A 22611-nucleotide genomic window follows, 5' to 3' on the forward strand; every position below is an offset into this window, starting at 1 on the left:
TATGCCGACGACGTCACGTGTCGATGCTATTACCGGAACTCGACCTTCGCGTCGGCCGCGTTCAGGACGACGACGGGGGTGATGGTCGGGTGCCCGGCGGCGCGGATCTTGTCGAGGTCGATCCGCAGCAGCGGGGTGCCCTCGTCGACGATGTCGCCCGTCTGCACGAGGGTCGTGAAACCGTCGCCGGCCATGCCGACGGTATCGAGGCCGACGTGCACGAGCACCTCGATGCCGTCGTCGGTGACGATCGCGACGGCGTGGCCGGTGTCGAACACGTGGCCGACGCGGCCAGGGGCGGGCGCGATGACGGTGTCGCCGATGGGTTCGATCGCGAGCCCCGGGCCCATGATCTCTTCCGCGAACGTCGGGTCGGGCACGGCGCTGAGCGGCTTCACCTGGCCGGCGATGGGCTGAAGCAGGCGCACCACGCGCGTCTGGGTGTCGGTGACGGTCCGCACCGTCTCGGTCGCCGAGATCGCGGCGGGCACGTCATCGCCGGGCGGGGTGATCGCGCCCGACATGATGCCCTCCATGGCGTCCTTCACGAACTGCACGTTGAGCCCGTACACGACCTGCACGGACTTTCCACCGGGCTTCATCGTGCCCGCGGCTCCTGCACGCTTCAGCGCGTTGTCGTCGACCTTCGCCACGTCGGCCACCTCCATCCGCAGGCGGGTCGCGCAGTTGTCGAGGCTCGTGATGTTCTCCTTGCCGCCCAGGGCGGTGAGGAAACGCGCGGCCGTGGCGGCATACTTCGTGTCGACGCCGCCATCTCCGGATTCGGCGGGAACGTCTTCGTCGTCTTCGCGGCCAATGGTCTTCAACTGCCAGCGCTTGATCACGAAGGTGAAGACGAGGAAGTAGATGACGAACCAGGCCACGCCGAGCAGCAGCAGGATCCACGGGTTCTGCGCCAGGGGGTTCGTCCAGCCCAGCCCGAGGTCGATCGCGCCGGCCGAGAAGCCGAAGCCCATGCGGGTGGGCAGGATCGCGGCAACCGCGAGGGAGATGCCCATGAACACGGCGTGAAGGGCGTAGAGGGCGGGGGCGAGGAACATGAACGAGAACTCGAGCGGCTCGGTGATGCCGGTGAAGAACGAGGCGAACGCGGCGGAGAACAGGATGCCGCCCGCAACCTTCTTGCGGCCCGGCTTCGCGGTGACGTACATCGCGAGCGCTGCACCGGGCAGGCCGAACATCATGATGGGGAAGAAGCCCGAGGTGTACATGCCGGTGACGCCGAACTCGCCCGTGCCGTTGAGGAAGTTCGGGATGTCGTTGATGCCCGCCACGTCGAACCAGAACACGGAGTTGAGGGCGTGGTGCAGGCCCGTCGGAATCAGGAGACGGTTGAACATGCCGTAGAGCCCCGCACCGAACGGCCCGAGCCCGACGATCCACTCGCCGAAGGCGACGAGGGCGCCGTACACGACCGGCCAGACGAAGAACAGGATCGCCGCGAGCACCAGGGAGAGCCCGGCCGATACGATCGCCACGGATCGTTTGCCCGAGAAGAACGCCAGCCAGTCCGGCAGCTTCGTCTCGGCGAACCTCGTGTAGGAGAACGCGCCGATGAGGCCGCAGAGGATGCCGACGAAGACGTTCTCCACGGCACCGAAGGCGGGATCCACGTCGGCGACGTCGGCGATGCCGAGGAACTTGCCGACGGTCTCCGGCGCCAGCAGAGTGGTGACGACGAACCAGGAGACGAGACCGGCGAGGGCGGCCACGCCGTCGGACTTCTTCGCCATGCCGAAGGAGATGCCGATGGCGAACAGCAGCGGGAGGTTGCCGATGACGGCCTCTCCCGCGCTGAGGAGGAACACGGAGAAGACGTTTTCGCCCGCGGTATTCGCGATCCAGTTGCCGATTCCCATGAGGATGGCGGCCACGGGCATCACGGCGATCGGCAACATCAGCGATTTGCCGAGGTTCTGTAAGAACTTCATTCGGGGTCTCCGAGCAGAGAAGTAATAGGGACTTCCCAGAACCTATCCGGCAATGCCCGTCTCCGACAGACCCCCGCCGGTATCCGTCCCGCGCCAGGCGTCGAGGATCCGGTGGCGGAGGGCGTTGCCGCGCTCGGCGAAGGCGCGCTGGCGGGCGACGTACTCGGCCTTGCCCTCGGTGGTCTCGATGCGGACCGGTTCGACACCGAAGGCGGCGAGGTCGTAGGGCGCGGCCTCCATGTCGAGCAGCCTGATGTCGCGGGCGAGCTCGAACGCGTCGAGCATGAGCTCGCCGGGGACGAGCGGCCCGAGCTTGATCGCCCACTTGTACACGTCCATGCCCGCGTGCAGGCAGCCGGGCTGCTCACGATCCGGCTGCTCCTCGCGCGTGAGGCGCGTGCGGTTCAGGGGCAGGGCTTGGGGTGTGTAGAAGCGGTACGCGTCGAAGTGCGTGCAGCGCAGATCGTGGGCGTCGACGACCGCATCGGTGCCGCTTTGGCCGAGCCGCAGCGGCTGGGGGTGGCGGTGCTCGTCCTGCCGGTAGACCATGGCCCATTCGTGCAGGCCGAAGCAGTCGAATTGGCCGGCGCGCTCGGCGGTGCGGCGCAGCATGATCTCGATGAGCCGGGACAGCGCCGGCATCTCCCGGTCGAAGGCGGCGTCGTCGACGATCAGCGAGCCGGGCTCCTCCCCGGGCGCGTACCAGCGGTAACCGGCCCGCGCCTCGTTGCCGGCGTCCGCGAGGGCGACGCCGGTGCCGGGATGCCAGCGCGCCATCTGCGCGGGCTTCACGCTGTAGTAGGTGAAGAGGAAATCCCACACGGGGTGCTTCTCGCCGCGCTGGCGCCGGGCGCGGTGCTCGGCCGTGAGCGCGTTCGCGCGAGCGGCGTGCGCGGCCTCGCGCTCACGCCACTCGTCGCGAGGAAGCCGGATCACTTGGCGAGGATCTCGCCCATGGCGCGCGACAGGTACCACGGGTCGACCACGGCGGTCAGCTCGCGGGCCGAGTGCATCGACAGGATCGGCGCGCCGACATCGACGGTGCGGATGCCGAGCCGCGTCGCCGAGATCGGACCGATCGTCGAGCCGCACGGCACGGTGTTGTTCGACACGAACTCCTGCGACGGCACGCCCGCGCGCTCGCACGCGGCGTTCCATGCGGCGGCACCGTGCGCGTCGGTGGCGTAGCGCTGGTTGGCGTTGATTTTGAGGATCGGGCCCTGCCCCGCGACCGGCTGGTTGACGGTGTCGTGACGCTCCGAGTAGTTCGGGTGCACGGAGTGACCCACGTCGCTCGAGACATGCAGCGACGCGGCGAAGGAGCGAGCGCGCTCTTCCGGGCCCGCGCCGAAGGCGGCGAGGATCCGCGTGAGCACCTCCTCGTGGAACGGGCCCGCGGCGCCCGATCGAGACGAGGAGCCGATCTCCTCGTGATCGAAGGCGGCGAACATCGCGATCGCCTCGGTGGGCCGCGCGTTCCGGATCGCGACAAGGGCCGCGTGCGTGGAGAGCAGGTTGTCCAGGCGGCCGCTGGCGAAGAGCTCGTCGTGGGCGCCGAAGACACGGGGGGCCTGGCTGTCGGCCGCGACGATGTCGAAGCCGCCGATGCGCTCGGCGTCGATCCCCGCCTCCGCCGCGAGGACCGCGAGGATGTCGGCCGACTCGGCGTCGCCGAGGCCCCAGATCGGGGCCGTCTGGCGCTGCTTGTCGAGCGAGAGCCCGTCGTTGACGCCGCGGTCTAGGTGGATGGCGAGCTGAGGAATGCGGGCGATCGGCGCCGTGCGAACGAGGTGTTCCTCGCCGCCCAGCGTGACGATGCGTCCGGCGAGGATGAGTTCGCGGTCGAGCCACGAGTTCAGCAGCGGGCCGCCGTAGACCTCCCAGCCGAGCTGCCACCATCCGCCGACGCCCGTCGTGGTCGGCTTCGGCTTGAGCTTGAAGCTGGGCGAGTCGGTGTGCGCGCCGACGATCTGGAAGGGCGTCGTGGCGGTGACGGTGTCGGGCAGCGCGAACGCGATGACGCTGCCCTCGCGCACGATGACGTAGCGCCCGCCCGGGACGAGCTCCCACGCGTCGGTCTCGGCGAGCGCCGTGAAGCCGGCGTCGACGAGGCGTCGGCGCGCCTCGTCAGCGGCGTGGTACGAGGAGGGTGATGCCTGGACGAACGACGCCAGGTCGTCGATGTGGGCATGGGCTTCTGCGGGAATCATCGTCACCCGCCCATTGTCTCAAATCGGCCGGATGAGTTCCGGGGAGTCGTTTCGCACATTCCCCACGGCGGAGTCGACGGGGTGCCAGGCGAATGACTCGGCGACGCGCGGCGCGTCGGCCATGGCGGCATCGAGCATGTCGCGCGGCTCCTCGAGATCGGTATCGAGCCAGGCGTCGGCATGGTCGGCGTCGAGGAAGACGGGCATCCTGTGGTGGACGGATCCCAGACCGCCCACGGCCTCCTGTGTGAGGATCGTGAAGCTCAGGATCCACTGGTTCTCCGGGCTGCGCCACCACTCGTAGAGTCCCGCGAAGAGGATGGGCTCGCCGCCCTCGGGATGGATGAACAGCGGCACCTTGCCGTCGTCGGTGACCTTCCACTCGTAGTAGCCCGTCGCGGGAATCACCGCGCGGCGCTTCGCGAGCGCCGGGGCGAACATCTTCTTCTCCTCGAGCTCTTCGGCGCGGGCGTTGAAGGCTCGCGACCCGATCGAGAGATCCTTCGCCCACCCGGGCACGAGACCCCAGCGTGCCGGCTCCAGGCGGCGGGTCGGCGGATCCGTCTTCGCGGAGTCGAGCACGATCGCGGCGAGCGCGGTCGGGGCGATGTTGAAGCTCGGCTGGGGCAGCTCGTCGCTCATGAGGTCTATGCCGAGCTCGCTCACGAGTTCGGACCCGACATTGGCCACCACGAAGCGTCCGCACATGCTCCGAACCTACCGCGGATACCGGTCGTGCAGGGCGTGTCGGGGCGGGTCAGCGGAAATCACGGGAGCGGTGGTCGATGCCGACGCGGAGGTCGGCGAAGGCGTCGGCCACGAGGTTGATGACGCCCTCCGGGGAGCGTTCGAGGATGCCTCGCGCGATGAGCGCCGGGCAATCGCGGACGACATGGCGATAGCGGTTCCACACACCCACGGAGCAGACGACGTTCACGAGGCCGTGTTCGTCCTCGAGATTGATGAAGGTGATCCCCGAGGCCGTCGCCGGGCGCTGCCGGTGCGTGACGAGCCCCGCGACCTCAATGCGGCGGCCCGTCTCGTGATCGCGGAGGCCGTCCGAACTCACGACGCCGCGCTCGTCGAGCGCCGCCCGGAAATGGGTGAGCGGGTGATCATCGACCGACACTCCCGTTGCCCACAGGTCGCTCGAGAGGCGTTCGTAGCTGGTGGGATCCGCGAACAGCGGGGGCTGCACGGCGGCGACCGTGCCGTCGAGGAACTCGGGCCTGTCGAGCGCCGCGGCCCCCGCGAGCCACAGCGCCTCGCGGGTATCGAGCCCGAGGGAGGCGAAGGCGCCTGCGGTCGCGAGCGCCTCGAGCTGCGCCTCGGCGAGACCCGTGCGGCGCACCAGGTCGTTCAGCGACGCATAGGGGCCGCCCGATTCGCGTTCGGTGACGATGAGTCGCGCCGTCTTCTCGCCGATGCCGTTCACGCCGGCAAGGCCCAGGCGCACGGCGAAGTCTCCGTCGCGGCGGTGCGCGGCGGATTCGTCGGGCGCGCGCCGATCGAACGCGGGCGCGGCGCCCTCGTGATCGCGCAGGCACTCGGCCCGACCCGTGGGTGCCCCGCGCCGCCCCGGCACGAGGGGCTCGAGCACCTCGGTCACCCCGGAATGCGAGATGTCGGGCCGGCGCACCTCGACGCCGTGCCGCCGGGCATCGGCGGTGAGCGTCGCGGGGGAGTAGAACCCCATGGGCTGCGAGCGCAGAAGCCCCGCGAGGAACGCCGCCGGATAGTGCAGCTTGATCCACGAACTGGCGTACACCAGCAGCGCGAACGACAGCGAATGGGACTCGGCGAAACCGAAGTTCGCGAACGCCTGAATCTGTGCGTAGAGGCTGTCGGCCGTGTCCTTGTCGATGCCGTTGCGCGCCATGCCCTCGAACAGCTTCTCCTTGAGCGACTCGATGCGCTCGACACCGCGCTTGGATCCCATGGCGCGCCGCAGCAGGTCGGCGTCCTCGCCCGTGCAATCGCCGACCGCCATGGCCATCTGCATCAGCTGTTCCTGAAACACCGGAACCCCGAGGGTGCGCTCGAGCACAGGTTCGAGCTTCGGGTGCGGATACGTGATGGGATCCTGCCCCATCTTGCGGCGCACGAACGGGTGCACCGCCCCGCCCTGGATGGGGCCTGGCCGGATCAGCGCAATCTGCACGACCAGGTCGTAGAACCTGCGCGGCTGCAGGCGGGGGAGCAGGCCCATCTGCGCGCGCGATTCGACCTGGAAGACCCCGATCGAGTCGGCGCGGCACAGCATGTCGTACACGGCGGGTTCCTCGCGCGGAAGCTCCCTGAGGTCGAAGGCCTCACCCGTCGCCTCCCGGATGAGATCGAAACAGTGCTGCAGCGCGGCGAGCATGCCGAGCCCGAGCAGGTCGAACTTGACGAGCCCCATCCACGCCGCGTCGTCCTTGTCCCACTGGATGACGGTGCGGCCCGGCATGCGGGCGTGCTCGATCGGCACGACCTCGCCGACGGGCCGGTCGGTGAGCACCATGCCGCCCGAATGGATCCCCAGGTGACGAGGAGCGCCCAAGAGCTGCTGGGCGTATTCCAGCACCCGGTCCGGGATGGTATGGTCCCCGCCCGACTCGATGCTCGCACCCCACCGCTCCACCTGCCGCGCCCATGCATCCTGCTGCCCGGTCGAGAACCCCAGCGCCCGCGCCACATCGCGGATGGCGTTCTTCGGCCGGTACTGGATCACGTTCGCCACCTGAGCGGCGCGCTCACGCCCGTACCTCTCGAAAACCCACTGGATGATCTCCTCGCGGCGGTCGCTGTCGAAATCCACGTCGATGTCGGGTTCCTCATCGCGCATCGCCGAGAGAAAGCGTTCGAACGGCAGGCCGTAGAAGATCGGATCCACCGCCGTGATGCCCAGCAGGTAGCACACGGCGCTGTTCGCGGCGGAACCCCGCCCCTGGCACAGGATCCCGCGCCGGCGCGCCTCGGCCACGATGTCGCGCACGATGAGGAAATACCCGGGGAAGTCCTTCTTCTCGATCACATCCAGCTCGTGCGCGATGCGCTCCCTGTCCGCCGAGCCCAGCCGCGGATACCGCGCGGACACCGCGCCCCACACCAGCTCCCGCAGATACGACATCGGCGTGTGCCCCTCCGGAACCTCCTGCTTCGGCAGGGCGGGCTTCGCCGTGCGCAGCGGAAACGCCAACTCGCCCGCGAGGCGGGCGGAGGCCTCGACGGCGCCCGGATAGCGGTCGAAGATGCGCGCCATCTCGTCGCCCGAACGCAGGTGCGCCCCGCCCGTCGCCGGAAGCCAGCCGTCCAGCGCGTCCATGCTGCGCGTCGCCCGGATCGCCGCCACCGCCTGCGCGAGCGGAACCTCCTTCGGCGTCGCATAGTGCACGTTCCCCGTCGCGACGACGGGCAGCCCCCACCTGCCCGCGATCGTCGTCAGCACATCGCACCGGCGATCGTCGAGCGGGTCGCCTTGACGGGTCAGCTCCACGTAAACGCTCTCGCGCCCGAACAGGTCCACGAGCGAACCCAGGGCGCGCTCCAAGCCGCTCACGTCCGCGCCCCCGCGCACCACCGCCTCCGCCGCGCGCCCCACGGCGCCCTTCCGGCACCCGGTCAGCACGGCCCATTCGCCCGCCGCCTCGCGGGAGAGGTCGTCCACGTCGTACACCGGGCGACCCTTCTCCGCGCCCCGTAGCTGCGCCCTCGTGATAGCCCGCGACAGGCGGTGATAGCCGCCCTCGCCGCGGGCCAGGACCAGCAGGTGCTCGCCGGCGGGATCGGTGACGCCCTTCTGCGGGGACGGCAGATCCAGCGACAGCTCGGATCCGAACACCGTCGCGACCGAGGTGTGCTCGGCCGCCTCCGCGAAGCGGACGATCCCGTAGAAGCCGTCGTGATCCGTGAGCGCGAGCGCCTCCAAGCCCAGCCTCTCGGCCTCCTCCACGAGGGCCTCGGGCGAACTCGCCCCGTCGAGGAACGAGTACGACGAGTGCGCGTGCAGCTCGGCGTACGGCGTCGCGCTGCGCGCACGAGAGATCTTCGGCGGCTCGTACGCGCCGCGCTTCCGGCTCCACGCCGGGCTGTCCCCGCCGTCTGCCGCCGCCGGGCGCGAGGACGGGCGCCTGCCGCTCAGCGCCCGCTCCAGCTCGTTCCACTTCACCGGCGGATTGCGAAAGCCCATCAGGCGTACCTCCCCTCCAGGTGCCATGCGCCGCCCTCGAGCACCGCCAGCCACGCGGCCCCGCGATCATCGACGAGCTGGAACCGGTGCGCTCGCCGCGCCCGTGTGGGATCCCACGTGCGCTCCACAACCGGCCACGGGCCCGCCCACGAGATCACACCGCGCCCCTCGAGCACCGCGGGCTGCGCCGTCACGAAACCGCGATCGGTCACGGACACCGCCTCGCCGCCTGCACCCGCGACCGTGACCGGCCGCGGCTCGCGGAAGACTTCCGACGGCAGAGGATCCGGCATCGACCCCGGCCACGGCAGCTCTCGCGGCGATGACGCGGACACCTTCTCGCCCCAGGGGGCGAACTCTTCGCGCTCTGCAAGCCACCTGCCCCCCGAGGCCACCGGCGTCACCACGCCGCGATGCCCCAACGCCGCCTGCACCCGGGTCATCGCGTGATGAGCGCGCTCGTCCGGCCCCTGTCCCAGGAGGACCGGCTGATGCGATCCGCCGTCGTCGACCGCCTCCGGTTCGAGCTCGACCCGGCTCACCCCGCCCGTGAAGGGTTCCGCTCCCGGCGACGGCTGCAACTGCCACCGCACCCGATCGACCACGCTCGGCGCGTCGAAGCACGAGGGATGCTGCCAGACCCGCTCGCTGCGCTCGCCGCGGTCGGTCTCGATGACGATGCGGAGCGCGGTGCAGACGAGAGCCGCCTCGCCCAGGCCTGCCAGGAAGGAATCGGCTGTCCGGCGCACCGCGAAGGCCACCTGCTCGGCGAGTTCGAGCGGCGGTTCGAGATCGAGGGCGCGCTGGAGCTCGGGCGGCGGCACCCGAGGCACGACGGGGCGAGAGTCGGCCCCCGCCGCGAGGGCGCGCAGGCGCACACCGTGCGCACCCAGCCGGTCGCGCACGAGCTCTTCCGGCAACGCGGCGAACTCGGCGAGTCGGCGCACGCCGAGCCGGGAGAGGAAGACCGCGAGTTCGGGATCTCCGAGCGATGCCACGGGAAGCGGGGCAAGGAACTCGGACGACCTCCCCGCGGGGATCACGAGCGGTTCCGTCGTGGCCGCTCGCGCCGCCCGCTCGGCCGTGAACAGGCCGTCGGCGACGCCGGTGCGGGCACCCGTGAGGCCGATCCCGGTGAGGGCGCCGAGCACGGCGCGCGCCGCCGACTCCTCCCCGCCGAAGAAGCGTGCCGGCCCGCGGGCCCGCACGGCGGCGAGCCCGGGACGCAGGGGCTCGACACCCGGCACGATCTGCTCGACGCTGCTCAGCACGGCGTGGAAGGCGCGCGTATCGCGCCCTGGATCCGCCGGGAGCAGCACCAGACCGGGACAGGCCGACTGCGCGTCTCGGCGGCGCTGTCCCCGGGCGACCCCCGCCGCCCTGGCGGACGCCGAGCACACCACGATGCGGCCGTCGTGGACGATCGCGAGCGGCTGCTCGGGATCCACGCGCTCGTGCTCGGGAACCTCGCGCGCCTGCGTGCGCAGGTAGGCCTCGATGGGCCAATCGGGCACCCAGAGCACGATGGCGCGTTCGGGGGTGTTCATGCGGCCACCGCCCGCAGGTGCGCGCGGCGCGCGGTCGCGATCTCCTCGACGGCACCGGAGGGGCCGGGCAGGAGCACCCGCACCCGCCGGGAGGAGGGGAGTGGGCGCCCCGCCGCCGCGATCGTGACGGCGCGCGCGGCGATGAGTCCGTGTCCGGCCCCGATCCCGCGCCATTCCGGCTCGCCGAGCGAGAGCGACAGCTCGGCGCCCGGCCACGCACCCATGACGAGCAGCGTGCTGCCGCGATCGCGCAGGCGCGCATCGAGCCGGGCCGTCTCGGCAGGGCCCGCCCCGCGCGGAGGGCGCACCGCCACGAGCGGGAACACCTCGGCCGCGGAGGACACCGCCGAAAGCCAGCGGCTACCCGGCGACGGGATGAGCGCGACGCGATCGGCGGCGACGCCGTGCGATGCCGCCGCCTGCATCGACAGGTCCGGCATGCCGACGAAGGCGCACCAGGATCCCGAACGCGAGATCTCTCCCGCGAGCGCCAGCAAGAGGCTGGGGGAGTCGGGCAGGGCATAGGCGACACCGGGGCGCAGTCCTCCCGAGGGGAAGAGCCCCGAGAGCGGAGCCGGAACCGGGAGTCGATCGGGCGAGGCCGTGCGCCGCTGCATCTGCCCGATCTGGGCGCGCAGACGCGTGATCTGCGCCACCTGTTCCGCGCTCTCGACCTGTGCCAGTGTCATGCCCACGCCTCCATGATAGAAACAATGTTCGATATAAAACAGCTCGCATCGAACACTATTTCGAACCACTGACACGCGAAGCGTTCGGCCCAGAAAACGGGCGTACGCTCCACGAGGCGCAGCATCGGTTGCGCCCAGAAAGGCACCTCCATGAGCGAACACGAGAACGAGAGCCGGCCCTGGCCGGCGCTCTGGGCCCTGATCATCGGATTCTTCATGATCCTCGTCGACACGACGATCGTGTCGGTGGCGAACCCGGTGATCAAGGCGGCGCTCGACCCCGACACGAACAACCTCGACAACGTCGTCTGGGTCACGAGCGCCTACCTGCTCGCCTACGCCGTGCCCCTGCTCGTCACCGGGCGGCTCGGCGATCGTTTCGGGCCGAAGAACATCTACCTGATCGGGCTCGCCGTCTTCACGCTCTCGTCGCTGTGGTGCGGCCTCTCGACGAGCCTCGGCGGGCTGATCGCCGCCCGCGCCGTGCAGGGGCTCGGCGCCGCGTTCATGACGCCGCAGACGATGGCCGTGATCACCCGCACCTTCCCGCCCACGAACCGCGGCGCGGCCATGGGCCTGTGGGGTGCGACCGCCGGCGTCGCGACGCTCGTCGGGCCGCTCGCGGGCGGTCTTCTCGTCGACGGTCTCGGCTGGGAGTGGATCTTCTTCGTCAACATCCCCGTCGGCATCATCGGCTTCGTCGCGGCATGGATCCTCGTGCCGCGGCTCGAGACGCACCCGCACCGTTTCGACGTGCTGGGCATCGTGCTGAGCGGCGTCGCCATGTTCCTCGTCGTCTTCGGGCTGCAGGAGGGCGAGAAGTACGACTGGTCGCTGCCGATCTGGGGCACGATCGCGGCCGGGGTAGTCGTCTTGGCCGCGTTCGTTCTCCAACAGGCGAAGACGCGCAGCGAGCCCCTGGTGCCGCTCGGCCTGTTCCGGGACCGCAACTTCTCGGGCGCGAACATCGCGATCGCCGCCGTCGGCTTCACGGTGACGGCACAGGCGCTGCCCCTCATGTTCTTTCTGCAGTCGGCGCGCGGGCTCACGCCGACGTCGTCCGCGTTGCTGATGATCCCGATGGCCGTGATCTCGGGTGTGCTCGCGCCCGTCGCCGGCAGGATCCTCGATCGCGTCGACCCGCGCGTGATCCTCGTGCCGGGCCTGCTGTGCGTCGCCGGCGGCCTGTTCTGGTACGTCGCGATCATCGACATGGACACGTCCGTCTGGGTCTTCCTGCTGCCCTCGGCGCTTCTGGGCGTGGGCAACGCAGGAATGTGGGGTCCGCTGTCGACGACCGCGACCCGCAAGCTCCCGCCGCGCATGGCCGGCGCCGGGGCGGGCATCTACAACACGACTCGCACGATCGGTTCCGTCATCGGATCCGCCGCCGTGGCGGCCTTCATGCAGTCGCGGATCGAAGCGAACATGCCGGGCGCCGGTGAGGCTCCCACGGGGCAGACGGGCGGATCCATGCCGGGGCCGGTCGCGGAGGCGTTCTCCGCCGCGATGGCGCAGACCATGATCCTCCCGGCCTGCGCAATCGTCGTCGCCCTCGCGGCCGCACTGTTCCTGCGCCGTGCACGGGCGGAGGAGGTTCGCCCCTAGGAGAGGATCCCGACCTCTCGCAGGCGCGCGGCGAGGCCGGCGCCGTCGTCCGCGGACACCCAGGGCACGCCCGCGGCGGAGTGGTCATCGACCGAGGTGCGACCACCGGCGAGCACCGCCTCGGTCGTCGTCAGGCGCCGGATCGCGACGCCGGCGACGGATCCGGGGTGCTCGGCCGTGAACTGCGTGTAGATCTCGTCGTCGTGCTGCCCGTCATCGCCGATGAGCAGCCAGGTGATGTCCGGGAACTCCTCGGCGATGCGCCGCAGGTTCGTCTCCTTGTGCAGGCGCCCGCTGCGGAACCAGCGATCGTGCGTCGGCCCCCAATCGGTGAGGAGCATCGCGCCGCGGGGGAACAGGTGACGATGCAGGAAGCGGTTGAGCGTCGGCGCCACGTTCCAGGCCCCGGTCGACAGGTAGATCATGGGGGCGCCGGGGTGTTCGTTGACGAGCCGTTCGAGCAGCACCGCCATGCCCGGCACGGGTTGCCGCGCGTGCTCGTTCACGACGAACGAGTTCCACGCCGCGAGGAGCGGGCGGGGAAGCGCCGTGACCATGACGGTGTCGTCGACGTCGCTGATCACGCCGAAGCGCGTGGCGGGATCCACGACGTACACGTGGGCGGTCGACGGCTCGCCGTTCTCCACCGACATCGTCAGCGTCTGCCAACCGGGCGGCAGGGAGGCCGGAACGCGGATGTCGATCACGCCGCCGCGGTCGGCGGCGACCTCGTGGGTCTCGTCGCCGATCGTGATCCTCACGCTGGCATAGCCGACCGCGATACCGGCGAACGAGCGCCATCCGCGAGCGCCGTCACCGCGGCGTCGCTTGCCCCCGCGCGGGAGGATCATCACGCGTCCGAGAACGCGGATCCAGCCGTCGCCCCCGTAGCCGGGGAACGGCACCACCTCGGGGCTGTGACCGCGCTTTCGCGCGCGACGTTCCCGCCACGCGTGGAAGCGACGCTCTATGCGAGCGACCCACAGGATCTTGGGCGAGTGTCGGGCGGGCTGTGCCGGTCGTGAAGCCATCGGCCTCAGTCTTTCATGTGACGGTGCTCGATCCAGCCCAAGAGCTTCTTTCCGCCGAAGATCACCAGCAGACCCGCCAGGATGATGCCGATGAAAACGTATCCGGCCCAGTGCGCGCTGCCCGACAGATCACGGTACGTCTCGGCGGCGCCTGCGGCGATCGAGATGTAGATCGTCGCCCACAGGGCGCATGCCGGAAGCGTCCAGGCGACGAACTTGCGGTACGGGTAGCCCGACATTCCGACCGTCAGCGGCACGATCGAATGGAGGACGGGCAAGAACCTCGACAGGAAGATCGCGATTCCGCCGCGTCGTTGCAGATAGTTCTCGGCGCGCACCCAGTTGCGTTCGCCCAGCCACCTGCCGACCCGCGACCGGCGGAGCCACGGCCCGGCCCACCGGCCCACCATGTAGCCGATCGTCTCTCCGGCCCAGGCCCCGGCGACGACGAAGAGCCCCAGAACGATGCCCTCGAGGACGGTCGTGACGCCCGTCGCGGCCACGATCACGATCGTGTCGCCGGGCACGATGAGCCCGACCAGGACGCTGGTCTCCAACATGATCGCCACCGATGCGATCAGCGTGCGCAGCCAGGGAGACACACCCTCGACCACATCGAGAATCGCGGTGAGGACATCGTTAAGCACGTGCCGAGCTTAATGCACCCCGGTTATGCGGGACCCTGTTCAAATACCGTGCGGGGAAGGGCCCGTCAACCCTTGTTCAGCATTCTCGTGGCATCGGTATTCTCGCGACATGAGCAGCGCACAGCCACGCACCGAAGCCGAGTCGAGCGATGGGGCGCCGCGTCTGCGTCGAGCGATCAACGGCCCCCTGCTTTACGCGTTCATCCTCGGCGATGTCCTCGGCGCCGGGATCTACGCACTCATGGGCGTGCTCTCCAAGGATGTCGGCGGGGCCCTGTGGGCGCCGCTCATCGTGGCGCTCGCGCTCGCGCTGCTCACGGCGGGATCCTATGCGGAGCTCGTGACGAAGTATCCGCGCGCCGGCGGCGCGGCAGTCTTCGCCGAGCGGGCGTTCCGCAGCCCGCTCATCTCCTTCCTCGTCGGTTTCAGCATGCTCGCCGCCGGCGTCGTCAGCGCCGCGGGACTGGCCCTGGCATTCGCGGGAGACTACCTCGGGACGTTCATCGACGTGCCCGTCATCCCGGCCGCGCTCGTCTTCCTCGCGCTCGTCGCCGCGCTGAACTCCCGGGGAATCCGCGAATCGCTCGGAAGCAACCTCGTGATGACCGCGATCGAGCTGTCGGGCCTGGTCATCGTCATCGTCGCCGTGGCGGTCTTCATGGGCGGCGGACAGGGAGACATCTCGCGCGTCACCGAGCTTCCCGAGGGAACGGGCGCGGCGACCGCCATCCTCGGCGGCGCCATCGTCGCCTACTACTCGTTCGTCGGATTCGAGACCTCCGCGAACGTCATCGAGGAGGTCAAGGATCCACGCCGGGTGTACCCGCGCGCGCTCTTCCTCTCGCTGATCACTGCAGGCGTAATGTACGTGCTCGTCGGCCTCGCCAGTTCGATCATGCTGTCGCCGGAAGAACTTCAGGAATCCAGCGGCCCGCTGCTGGCCGTCGTCGACGCGACCGGCGTGAGCGTGCCGTCGTGGCTGTTCAGCCTCATCGCGCTCGTCGCGGTCGCCAACGGCGCCCTGCTGACCATGATCATGGCGAGCCGACTCGCCTTCGGCATGGCCGAGCAGCACCTGCTGCCGGGCGCCCTCGCCCGGGTCCTGAAGAATCGGCGCACGCCCTGGGTGTCGATCCTCGTCACCACCGTCGTCGCCATGGGGCTCACCCTCGTCGGCGACCTCGAAACGCTCGCCGAGACCGTCGTTCTACTGCTGCTCTTCGTCTTCCTCAGCGCCAACGTCTCGGTGCTCGTGCTGCGCCGCGATCGGGTGGATCGGCCGCACTTCCGCGTCTGGACCCCGATCCCCGTTCTCGGGATCGCCTCCTGCATCCTCCTCCTCACCCAGCAGAGCGGCTCGGTGTGGCTTTTCGGTGCGATTCTCCTCGCCGTCGGCGCCGTCATCTATGGGGTGACCCGCCTCACCGCTCGCCGGACGAAGGCGACCCAGTGATGCGTGCCGCGCGCCGAAGCGCCATCGCGACCCTCGCGCTGACGGTCGCCCTGGGCACCTCCGCGTGCGGCATCACGATCCCCTCGGATCCAGAGGGCAGCCTGGAATCCGTCGAGGGCGGCACTCTGCGCGTCGGCTACTCGCCCGATCCCGGCCGCATCGCGGAGGGACCAGGCGGCCCCACCGGGCCGATCGCCGATGTGGTCACGGGCTACGCGCACACCATCGACGCCGACGTTCTCTGGACCCTCGGCAGCGAGGAGACCCTGTCCGACGCCATCGATCAGGGCGAGCTCGACCTCGCCGTCGGCGGATTCACGGAAAAGAGTCCATGGACCGATCTGGCCGCGCTCAGCCGCGGGTTCCTGCCACCCGGTGCGCCGGAGAACACGCCGATGTCGGTCGCGCTCCTGCCGATGGGGGAGAACGCGCTCCTGTCCTCATTCGAGGCGTACCTCGATGAGGAGGGCCTCACATGAACGCCACCGCGCGTCATCAGTTCGGCCGCACCGACCTGCCCGAGGAACAGCAGCGCGCGCTCAGGTCCGCCGTGAGGTGGGAGATCTTCACGCTCTGCTACAGCGCCGTCACGATCTTCCTCGTCGCGATCGTGGTCGGCAACTCGCAATCGATGCGCACCGCCTGGGTCGAGGACATGCTCTCCACCCTCCCGCAGATCGTTTTCCTCATCGCGCTGCCGATGGTGCGCAAGCGACCGACCACCCAGCACCCGTACGGGCGCCACCGCGCCATGAGCATCGGCCACTTCGTCGCGGGGGTCGCGCTCCTCACGATCGGCGGTGCGCTCGCCATCGAGTCGGCCCTCGGTCTCATCCGACTCGAACACCCGAGCATCGGCACGGTGAATCTCTTCGGCCACACGATCTGGCTCGGCTGGCTCATGATCGCCGTCATGTCGGTGATCGTCGTCGGTCCGTTCTTCTACGGGCCGGCCAAGGTGCGCGCGGCACGGACCCTGCACAACAAGGTCCTGTACGCCGACGGCGACATGGCGACCGCCGACTGGCAGACGAATGCCGCGTCGGTGATCGGCGTGCTCGGCGTGGGCATGGGGTTGTGGTGGCTCGACGGCGCCGCCGCCATCTTCATCTCCATCGGCATCATCAGCGACGGCCTCCGAAATACGCGCGTCGCCCTCTCCGACCTGATGGACCAGCGGGCCCTCCGCTTCGACAGCACCGCTCCGCACTCCGACATCGCGACCATCCTCGGCACGCTCCACGCGCTGCCGTGGGTCGCCGACGCCGGCGTGCGTGCGCGCGACATGGGGCAGGTCCTGCACATCGAGGCATTCATCGTGCCGAAGGAGGCCGGCGCCGGAACCGAACGCATCGCGGAGGCGTCCGAGCGCATCGCCGAGACCAGTTGGCAGGTGCAGGACGTCGTCGTCACCCTGTGTGACGAGATCCCGGCGGAAGTCACTGAAAGGATCACCCGAGCATCATGAGCGTCTCACCCCGACTCGGAAACACCACGCACCGTCTCTTGCCCGACCCCCTCCCCGAGACCATCGGCGACGCACTCGAGCTCGCCGTGCGTCTCGGACAGGAATGGCATGGTCCCGGCGGCGGCCACACGCTCACGGAATGGAAGACCCTCGCGGAGATCGCTGCGCACGATCTGCAGCTCGCTCGCGCCATCGAGCCTCACCTCGACGCGGTATCGATCCTGCGGCAAGCGGGTGAAGCGCCTCCTGTCGACCGCTATGGCGTGTACGCGGCAGAAGGGCCCGCATCGACCCTGGTCGCTCGAAGGTCGTCTGACGGATGGGTGCTCACCGGAAGCAAGCCCTGGTGCTCCCTCGCCCAGACCCTCGATCGCGCGCTCGTGACCGCCGCCGACACGGGCGGAAACCGGCTCTTCGACGTCGACCTCCGCCATCCCGGCGTCACCGTCACCCCCAATACGTGGCACGCGGTCGGACTCACCGACATCCCGAGCGGACCGGTCGACTTCGATGCCGTGCCCGCGCGCGCGCTCGGCGCACCCGGGTGGTACACCGAACGGCCGCAATTCGCGTGGGGTGGCGCGGGCGTGGCCGCGTGCTGGTACGGCGGTGCGGTCGCGCTCGCCGAGGACCTTCGAAGTCTGCTCCACGAGAACTCACCCGAGACGGCGCTCGCTCACCTCGGTGCGGTGGACGAGATCCTCGGTGCAGCGCGACTGTCATTGGCGGAATGCGCGATGCTTGCGGACGCGGGAGCACCAGGACGGCTCCCGGCGAAACGCGCTCGAGGTATCGTCGCGCGTGCGGCAGACGAGGTCATTTGGCGCAGCGCACGCGCCCTCGGACCGGCACCGCTCGCGCTCGACGAGGCCCACGCTCGGCGAGTCGCGGACCTCGACATCTACGTGCGCCAGCACGCCGTCGATCGCGAGCGCGCCTCGCTCGGCGCGGCCGCTATCGGGGCCGAAAGCGCGCCATGGTGAGTTTCGATGCGGCCACCCCCGGAACGCCAGAAAGGGTATGGGCCGCCACACCCCACCTGCGCGATCGCCCTCGCGTGCTTCTCGACCGTTACGACGCACTCGTCGTCATCGCCGCGCATCCCGACGACGAGGTTCTCGGAGCCGGCTTGCTGATGACGGAAGCCGCCGCGCGAGGCATGCCGGTGAGTGTGATCGTCGTCACCGATGGAGCCGCATCCTCGCCCGAACAGGACCTCGCACACACGCGACGTCTCGAAACGACCGAAGCGGTCGCAATGCTCGCACCCCGTGCCAATGTCGAGTTCCTGGGGTTTCCGGACGGTGCGACGCGTGAGCATCGGGCCGAGATCGCCGGAGAGCTGCGACATGTCCTGCGCGATGCGGGCCCGCGGACGATTCTGGCGGCGCCCTGGCGCGGGGACGGGCACCGCGATCATCGCGTCATCGGCGAGATCATGGCCGAGGTCGCGGGGGAGAACACCCTTCTCGAGTATCCGATTTGGATGTGGCACTGGGCCCATCCAGATCGGACTCGACTGCCCTGGGACAGGCTCGAGGAACTCCCGGGCGATGGATCCGTCAAGCGTCGCGCTCTCGGCGTCTTCCGATCGCAGACGAGCGGCCCGGAGCCCCTCCTTCGCCCGGAGATGCTCCAACACTTCGATCGCGACGTCGAGGTGTTCTTCTCCTCAGATCGCTGGCTCGGCGCCGAATACTTCGGAGCCCTCTACGATCGCCGGAGCGACCCATGGCGTTATGAGACGCGCTGGTACGAGCAACGCAAACGGGCGCTCACGGTCGCGTCACTGCCACGGCCGCGATATCGTCGCGCGCTCGAGATCGGATGCTCCACGGGCGCACTGACCCAGGAACTCGCGGCCCGCTGCGACGAGATCGTCGCGGTGGATCTCGACCCCCGCGCCGTCGAGCGGGTGCGTGCGCGCCGACTGGAGGGCGTCAGCGCCGTCTGCGCGGATGCGCTCGAGGGCTTACCGGAGGGACCGTTCGACCTGATCGTCCTCTCGGAGGTCGGCTATTACTGGGGCGGCTCGGGCACGGCCCGGATCGCCCGCGAGGCCCGAGCGATCGCCAGCGACGACGCCCACCTGCTCGCCTGTCACTGGCGCAGGCCCGTCGAGCAACGCGAGGGCGCCGCAGAAGCCGTACACGACGTCCTCCGGCGTTCCGGCTGGCGCACCATCGTCGAGCACCGAGAGCCCGACGTCGTGCTCGACGTATTCGGCATATCGGGCGCATCCGTCGCCCAGGAAGAGGGGATCGCGTGATCGAGTGCATCGGCATCGTCATACCCGCCCGCGACGAGGAGGAACGCATCGAGGCGTGTCTCGCATCGATCCGGGCGGCCATCCAGGCCGTTCCCGTTCCGTGCCATGTCATCGTCGTTGCGGACTCCTGCACCGATACGACAGTGGAGCGCGCCGAGGCCTTCGGGGGCGTGCACGTGATGACCGTGAATGTCGGCATCGTCGGGGCGGCTCGCGCCCTCGGGGTGCGCCGTCTGCTCGAGGGCACCCGCACGCCCGCGGAGCGGCTCTGGATCGCGAACACCGACGCCGACTCGATCGTGCCGGAGAACTGGCTCTCGTCGCAGCTTGCGCTCGCCGATGCGGGGTGTGACGTGATCATCGGCACCGTTCGTCCGCACGACGCCGAGTACCCCGCCGAGCTATGGCCACACTGGCGGCAGCGGCACCCCGTGGGGCGCGCGAACGGCCACGTGCACGGAGCTAACCTCGGTGTGCGCGCGTCGGCGTACTGCGCAGGCGGAGGCTTTCCGTCGGCGGAGGAACACGAGGACGTCGCGCTCGTCGAAGCGCTCTCCGACTTCCGTGTCGTCGCTTCGGACGAGGCGGAGGTCGTGACCTCTGCGCGCCTCGAGGGTCGCACGCCCGGCGGTTATGCGGCGTTCTTGCGCCGCGAGCGGATGCAGCTGATGGGGGATGCTCCCGCCACAGCGTGAGGTCGCCCGAGCCGATGCTGACGAGAGCGAGGCCGTCGGTGTCGCTTCGCGCGACGGCGGCCCCGGATCGCGCGAGCGTGGCGAGCAGATCGGGATGCGGGTGCCCGTAGTCGTTCTCGCCGACCCCGATGAGCGCGATGCGGGGCGAGATCGCGGCATAGAGCGCCGGGGATTGGTCGCGGCTTCCGTGATGCGAGACCTTGACGACGTCGACGGGGCCGAGCTCGCTGGCGGAGGCGAGAAGCTGCTGCGCGTCCTCGCCGAGGTCTCCGAGCAGGAGCGTGCTCGGCAGGTCGGGTCCGGAGATGTGGATGACAAGGCTGGTGTCGTTTCCCGGTTCGAAGGCGCGGGAGCCGGCGCGCGGCCACAGGATCCGCCAGCGCGCGTCGCCGAGGACGCCCGAATGGCCCGCGAAGCCCTCCCGCACGTCGCTCGTCACGGCGCGCGCCTCGTCGAGGTCGCCCTGCTCCGAGACCGGGCCGTGGATGATGGTGCGCGCACGGCCCTCGAGCGCCGGAACCCCCGTGACGTGATCGGCGTCGAAGTGCGTGAGGAAGGCCAGGTCGATCTCGTCGACGCCGAGGCGGGCGAGACAGCGCTCAAAGGCCGCGGCGTCGGGGCCGGTGTCGACGACCGCCGTACGGCCCGCCGAGCGCAACAGGACCGCGTCGCCCTGGCCGACATCGCAGAGTGCGATCGACCACCCTCGCGGGGCGGTGAGCGGGCCCGCGACACCGGCGAGCGCGACGGATCCGGCGCCGGCCCCCACGATCAGCGCGAGCGCACCCCCGCATGCTTTTCGGAACCACACCGGTCGCACGCGGCAGATCACGACCACGCAGGAGGCGCCGACGAGGGCGAGCAGGAGGAAGCCGAGCCATCCCTCGCCCCAGCCGAGGCGCGCGGCGGGGAGCGCGGCGAAGGTAGCGGCCGTCTGCGCCACCCAGGCGGCGGGGAGCCAGGCGATGGCGGCCGCACCGAGGGCGAGCGGTGGAATCGGCTGCGCGAGGCAGGCGAGCAGCCCCAGGACCGTCGCGATGGGGGCGGCCGGGCCCGCGATCATATTGGCCACGACACCGTAGAGGGCGACCTCGGGTGCGAAGAGCACGATGATCGGCCCGCAGACGAGTTGAGCGGCGAGCGGGACGGCGATGCCCAGGGCGAGGGCGCGGGGGATCCACCGCCCGAGGCCGCGCGCGAGTGGCTCGGCGAGCAGCAGGAGTGCGCCCGTCGCGGCGGCGGAGAGCAGGAAGCCGAACGAGGTCGCGAGCCAGGGATCCGCGGCGATGAGCGCCGTCACCGCGAGGGCGAGCACCGCCGTGCCCGCGCCGCGCCGACCGAGCAGGAGCGCGAACATGGCGATCGCGCTCATCGCGGCGGCACGGATCACGCTCGCCTCCGGCGTGACGAGCACGACGAAGCCGGCGAGGACGATCCCCGCGACGGCGATGCGCGTGCGACGCCCCAGCCGGCACAGCGCGCACCCGGCGTAGGCGAGGCCGACGACGAGGGAACAGTTGCTGCCAGATACCGCCGTCAGGTGCGACAGCGACGAGGCCTTCATCTGCGCATCGAGCTCGTCGGATACCGCGCTTGTCTCGCCGACGGACAGTCCCGGCAGGAGCCCGCCACCCGGATCCGGTAGACCGCGCACGACGTCATCGACGAATCCGCGCCGAAGCGCGCTCGCCACGCCGAAGACGTGCGGCGGCCGCTCGACGACGTCGGCGGAGCGCGCGAAGATCGTCGCGACCGCCGGCTCTCCCGCATCGGCTGGCTTCCCGCCCCCGGTGATCGTGACGCGTGCGCCCAGATCGAGCCCGTCGGGCGCATCACCCGTGAGGCGTACCGCGATCGTGGCCGTCGCGCCGTCGATCGTCGCGGATCCGCTGAACCGGACCCCGCCGATGGTCGGTTCGACCTTCGTGGTCACGTGCACGACGAGGTCGCGCACGGGCCCGTCGAGGGCCTCCGCGACGGTCGCGCGTGCCGGGAGCGCGAGCCACACGCCACTCGCGGCCACGGCCGCCGCGGCGCAGGCGACAGCGGCGAGTGCGAGCACGCCGCGGCGGGTGAGGAAGGCGGCGACGAGGAGCGCCCCCGCCGCGCACCACACCACGACCGCCGCCGTGCCCGCGATGGGTGGCCACAGCACGACGGCGAGCGCCGTCGCCCAGGTCGCGAGTGCGACGGGTACGAGGCGCAGATCCCGGATCACACCGTCACCAGTTCGCGTAACGATTCGAGCACGCGCGGCCCGATGCCCGACACCGCGAGGAGATCGTCCACGGCCGTGAACGGCCCCTCGGCCTCGCGCCACTCGATGATCCGCGTCGCCAAGGCGGGGCCGATGCCCGGAAGGGTCTCGAGCGTTGCCTCGTCGGCCGCGTTGAGGTTGACGAGCGCGCCCGCGGATCCATCGCCGGCCGCCGCCGGCGGGTCCTCGCCCTCGCGGGGAACGACGAGCTGCTCTCCGTCCGCCAGCGGGCGAGCGAGGTTGATGGCGGCCGTTCCGGCGTCGGCCGCCAGCCCACCCGCCGCCGTGACCGCATCGATCACGCGCGCCCCGGAATCCAGGACGTACAGGCCCGGCGCGGCGACGGCGCCCGCGACGTGGACATAGATCTCGTCCGCACCCTGAGCCTCGAACGGCACCTCGGTGGGGGAGCCGACGACCTCGGGAGGGGTGGAGTGACCGCGCCAGATACCGATCCCCACGGTCACCGCCAGCGCGAGGAGGACGAGGACGATCGCGGCGCCCACCCCGAGGCGCGCGCGGGGGGACGCGCGCCGGTACGCCTCGAGGTCTGACATGAGCCCGACGTTAGGCCGCGGTGCCGCCGGCGGCGGGCGAAGGGGATAAGCCGGGCG

The 22611-nt window shown here is 70.3% G+C and carries 17 protein-coding genes and 1 pseudogene; 7 read left to right on the forward strand and 11 right to left on the reverse strand.

Annotated elements, in window-relative coordinates; genetic code table 11:
- Positions 1 to 29 precede the first annotated feature (29 nt).
- The 7 genes from nagE to imuA' are packed head-to-tail and all read right to left on the reverse strand — an operon-like array spanning position 30 to position 10569.
- Positions 30 to 1952, reverse strand: coding sequence for an N-acetylglucosamine-specific PTS transporter subunit IIBC (nagE, locus tag IEX05_RS02540; RefSeq protein ID WP_188699803.1), 1923 nt, complete (start codon positions 1950 to 1952; stop codon positions 30 to 32).
- Positions 1953 to 1994: 42 nt separating this feature from the next.
- Positions 1995 to 2885 (reverse strand): 3-methyladenine DNA glycosylase, encoded by an 891-nt coding sequence (locus tag IEX05_RS02545; protein ID WP_188699879.1) that lies wholly within the window; start codon positions 2883 to 2885, stop codon positions 1995 to 1997.
- Positions 2885 to 4162 carry a M18 family aminopeptidase gene (locus tag IEX05_RS02550; protein WP_188699880.1) on the reverse strand — a complete coding sequence of 426 codons (1278 nt, stop codon included), beginning with the start codon at positions 4160 to 4162 and terminating at the stop codon, positions 2885 to 2887. Before IEX05_RS02550 ends, IEX05_RS02545 begins: the two co-directional genes overlap by 1 nt.
- 18 nt (positions 4163 to 4180) lie before the next feature.
- Complete coding sequence (locus tag IEX05_RS02555) at positions 4181 to 4870, reverse strand: SOS response-associated peptidase (protein ID WP_188699804.1); 690 nt, start codon at positions 4868 to 4870, stop codon at positions 4181 to 4183.
- 49 nt (positions 4871 to 4919) lie between these two features.
- Complete coding sequence (locus tag IEX05_RS02560; protein ID WP_188699805.1) at positions 4920 to 8333, reverse strand: error-prone DNA polymerase; 3414 nt, start codon at positions 8331 to 8333, stop codon at positions 4920 to 4922.
- Positions 8333 to 9880 carry a DNA polymerase Y family protein gene (locus IEX05_RS02565; RefSeq protein ID WP_188699806.1) on the reverse strand — a complete coding sequence of 516 codons (1548 nt, stop codon included), beginning with the start codon at positions 9878 to 9880 and terminating at the stop codon, positions 8333 to 8335. Before IEX05_RS02565 ends, IEX05_RS02560 begins: the two co-directional genes overlap by 1 nt.
- Entirely contained in the window at positions 9877 to 10569 is a 693-nt protein-coding gene (imuA', locus tag IEX05_RS02570; protein WP_188699807.1) for a DnaE2-dependent mutagenesis accessory factor ImuA', read from the reverse strand. The genes IEX05_RS02565 and imuA' overlap by 4 nt, the downstream gene beginning before the upstream one ends.
- Before the next feature lie 150 nt (positions 10570 to 10719).
- Here imuA' and IEX05_RS02575 point away from each other — a divergent pair, with 150 nt between their 5' ends.
- Positions 10720 to 12177 carry a DHA2 family efflux MFS transporter permease subunit gene (locus IEX05_RS02575; RefSeq protein ID WP_188699808.1) on the forward strand — a complete coding sequence of 486 codons (1458 nt, stop codon included), beginning with the start codon at positions 10720 to 10722 and terminating at the stop codon, positions 12175 to 12177.
- On the opposite strand, the gene IEX05_RS02580 is transcribed toward IEX05_RS02575, so the two are convergent.
- On the reverse strand, positions 12174 to 13208 hold the full coding sequence (locus IEX05_RS02580) for an App1 family protein phosphatidate phosphatase (RefSeq protein WP_188699809.1): 1035 nt from the start codon (positions 13206 to 13208) through the stop codon (positions 12174 to 12176). The genes IEX05_RS02575 and IEX05_RS02580 overlap by 4 nt on opposite strands.
- A gap of 5 nt (positions 13209 to 13213) precedes the next feature.
- Positions 13214 to 13855 carry a DedA family protein gene (locus tag IEX05_RS02585; protein ID WP_229661078.1) on the reverse strand — a complete coding sequence of 214 codons (642 nt, stop codon included), beginning with the start codon at positions 13853 to 13855 and terminating at the stop codon, positions 13214 to 13216.
- Positions 13856 to 13964: 109 nt separating this feature from the next.
- Here IEX05_RS02585 and IEX05_RS02590 point away from each other — a divergent pair, with 109 nt between their 5' ends.
- The 6 genes from IEX05_RS02590 to IEX05_RS15585 are packed head-to-tail and all read left to right on the forward strand — an operon-like array spanning position 13965 to position 19740.
- A complete protein-coding gene (locus IEX05_RS02590) occupies positions 13965 to 15308 on the forward strand; it encodes an APC family permease (protein ID WP_188699810.1) in 1344 nt (447 codons plus the stop codon).
- Complete coding sequence (locus tag IEX05_RS02595) at positions 15308 to 15787, forward strand: type 2 periplasmic-binding domain-containing protein (protein ID WP_188699811.1); 480 nt, start codon at positions 15308 to 15310, stop codon at positions 15785 to 15787. Before IEX05_RS02590 ends, IEX05_RS02595 begins: the two co-directional genes overlap by 1 nt.
- A complete protein-coding gene (locus IEX05_RS02600; RefSeq protein ID WP_188699812.1) occupies positions 15784 to 16776 on the forward strand; it encodes a cation diffusion facilitator family transporter in 993 nt (330 codons plus the stop codon). The genes IEX05_RS02595 and IEX05_RS02600 overlap by 4 nt, the downstream gene beginning before the upstream one ends.
- A complete protein-coding gene (locus IEX05_RS02605) occupies positions 16773 to 17759 on the forward strand; it encodes an acyl-CoA dehydrogenase family protein (RefSeq protein ID WP_188699813.1) in 987 nt (328 codons plus the stop codon). The genes IEX05_RS02600 and IEX05_RS02605 overlap by 4 nt, the downstream gene beginning before the upstream one ends.
- Entirely contained in the window at positions 17753 to 19045 is a 1293-nt protein-coding gene (locus IEX05_RS02610) for a bifunctional PIG-L family deacetylase/class I SAM-dependent methyltransferase (protein WP_188699814.1), read from the forward strand. Before IEX05_RS02605 ends, IEX05_RS02610 begins: the two co-directional genes overlap by 7 nt.
- Positions 19042 to 19740, forward strand: a complete 699-nt coding sequence (locus IEX05_RS15585) for a glycosyltransferase family 2 protein (RefSeq protein WP_229661079.1) — start codon at positions 19042 to 19044, stop codon at positions 19738 to 19740. The genes IEX05_RS02610 and IEX05_RS15585 overlap by 4 nt, the downstream gene beginning before the upstream one ends.
- A 184-nt stretch (positions 19741 to 19924) precedes the next feature.
- On the opposite strand, the pseudogene IEX05_RS15180 reads toward IEX05_RS15585, so the two are convergent.
- Together IEX05_RS15180 and IEX05_RS02625 are read right to left on the reverse strand one after the other, a co-directional pair.
- Positions 19925 to 22060: pseudogene (locus IEX05_RS15180) on the reverse strand (ComEC/Rec2 family competence protein); the annotation flags it as partial.
- The gene (locus IEX05_RS02625) at positions 21955 to 22554 is read right to left on the reverse strand and encodes a ComEA family DNA-binding protein (RefSeq protein WP_188699815.1); all 600 of its coding nucleotides are present in this window, start codon (positions 22552 to 22554) and stop codon (positions 21955 to 21957) included. The gene IEX05_RS02625 and the pseudogene IEX05_RS15180, both read right to left, overlap by 106 nt.
- Between the last annotated feature and the right edge of the window lie 57 nt (positions 22555 to 22611).

Origin of the sequence: Microbacterium nanhaiense (assembly GCF_014646015.1) — a bacterium.
GTDB classification, from domain to species: domain Bacteria; phylum Actinomycetota; class Actinomycetes; order Actinomycetales; family Microbacteriaceae; genus Microbacterium; species Microbacterium nanhaiense.

Bases quoted from the DNA above. Each gene is read 5' to 3' on its own strand.
- nagE (WP_188699803.1), bottom strand. From the start codon at position 1,952: ATGAAGTTCTTACAGAACCTCGGCAAATCGCTGATGTTGCCGATCGCC.
- IEX05_RS02610 (WP_188699814.1), top strand. From the start codon at position 17,753: ATGGTGAGTTTCGATGCGGCCACCCCCGGAACGCCAGAAAGGGTATGG.
- IEX05_RS02555 (WP_188699804.1), bottom strand. From the start codon at position 4,870: ATGTGCGGACGCTTCGTGGTGGCCAATGTCGGGTCCGAACTCGTGAGC.
- IEX05_RS02595 (WP_188699811.1), top strand. From the start codon at position 15,308: ATGCGTGCCGCGCGCCGAAGCGCCATCGCGACCCTCGCGCTGACGGTC.
- IEX05_RS02590 (WP_188699810.1), top strand. From the start codon at position 13,965: ATGAGCAGCGCACAGCCACGCACCGAAGCCGAGTCGAGCGATGGGGCG.
- IEX05_RS02565 (WP_188699806.1), bottom strand. From the start codon at position 9,880: ATGAACACCCCCGAACGCGCCATCGTGCTCTGGGTGCCCGATTGGCCC.
- IEX05_RS02605 (WP_188699813.1), top strand. From the start codon at position 16,773: ATGAGCGTCTCACCCCGACTCGGAAACACCACGCACCGTCTCTTGCCC.
- IEX05_RS02560 (WP_188699805.1), bottom strand. From the start codon at position 8,333: ATGGGCTTTCGCAATCCGCCGGTGAAGTGGAACGAGCTGGAGCGGGCG.
- IEX05_RS02580 (WP_188699809.1), bottom strand. From the start codon at position 13,208: ATGGCTTCACGACCGGCACAGCCCGCCCGACACTCGCCCAAGATCCTG.
- IEX05_RS02550 (WP_188699880.1), bottom strand. From the start codon at position 4,162: ATGATTCCCGCAGAAGCCCATGCCCACATCGACGACCTGGCGTCGTTC.
- IEX05_RS02600 (WP_188699812.1), top strand. From the start codon at position 15,784: ATGAACGCCACCGCGCGTCATCAGTTCGGCCGCACCGACCTGCCCGAG.
- IEX05_RS02575 (WP_188699808.1), top strand. From the start codon at position 10,720: ATGAGCGAACACGAGAACGAGAGCCGGCCCTGGCCGGCGCTCTGGGCC.
- IEX05_RS02625 (WP_188699815.1), bottom strand. From the start codon at position 22,554: ATGTCAGACCTCGAGGCGTACCGGCGCGCGTCCCCCCGCGCGCGCCTC.
- imuA' (WP_188699807.1), bottom strand. From the start codon at position 10,569: ATGACACTGGCACAGGTCGAGAGCGCGGAACAGGTGGCGCAGATCACG.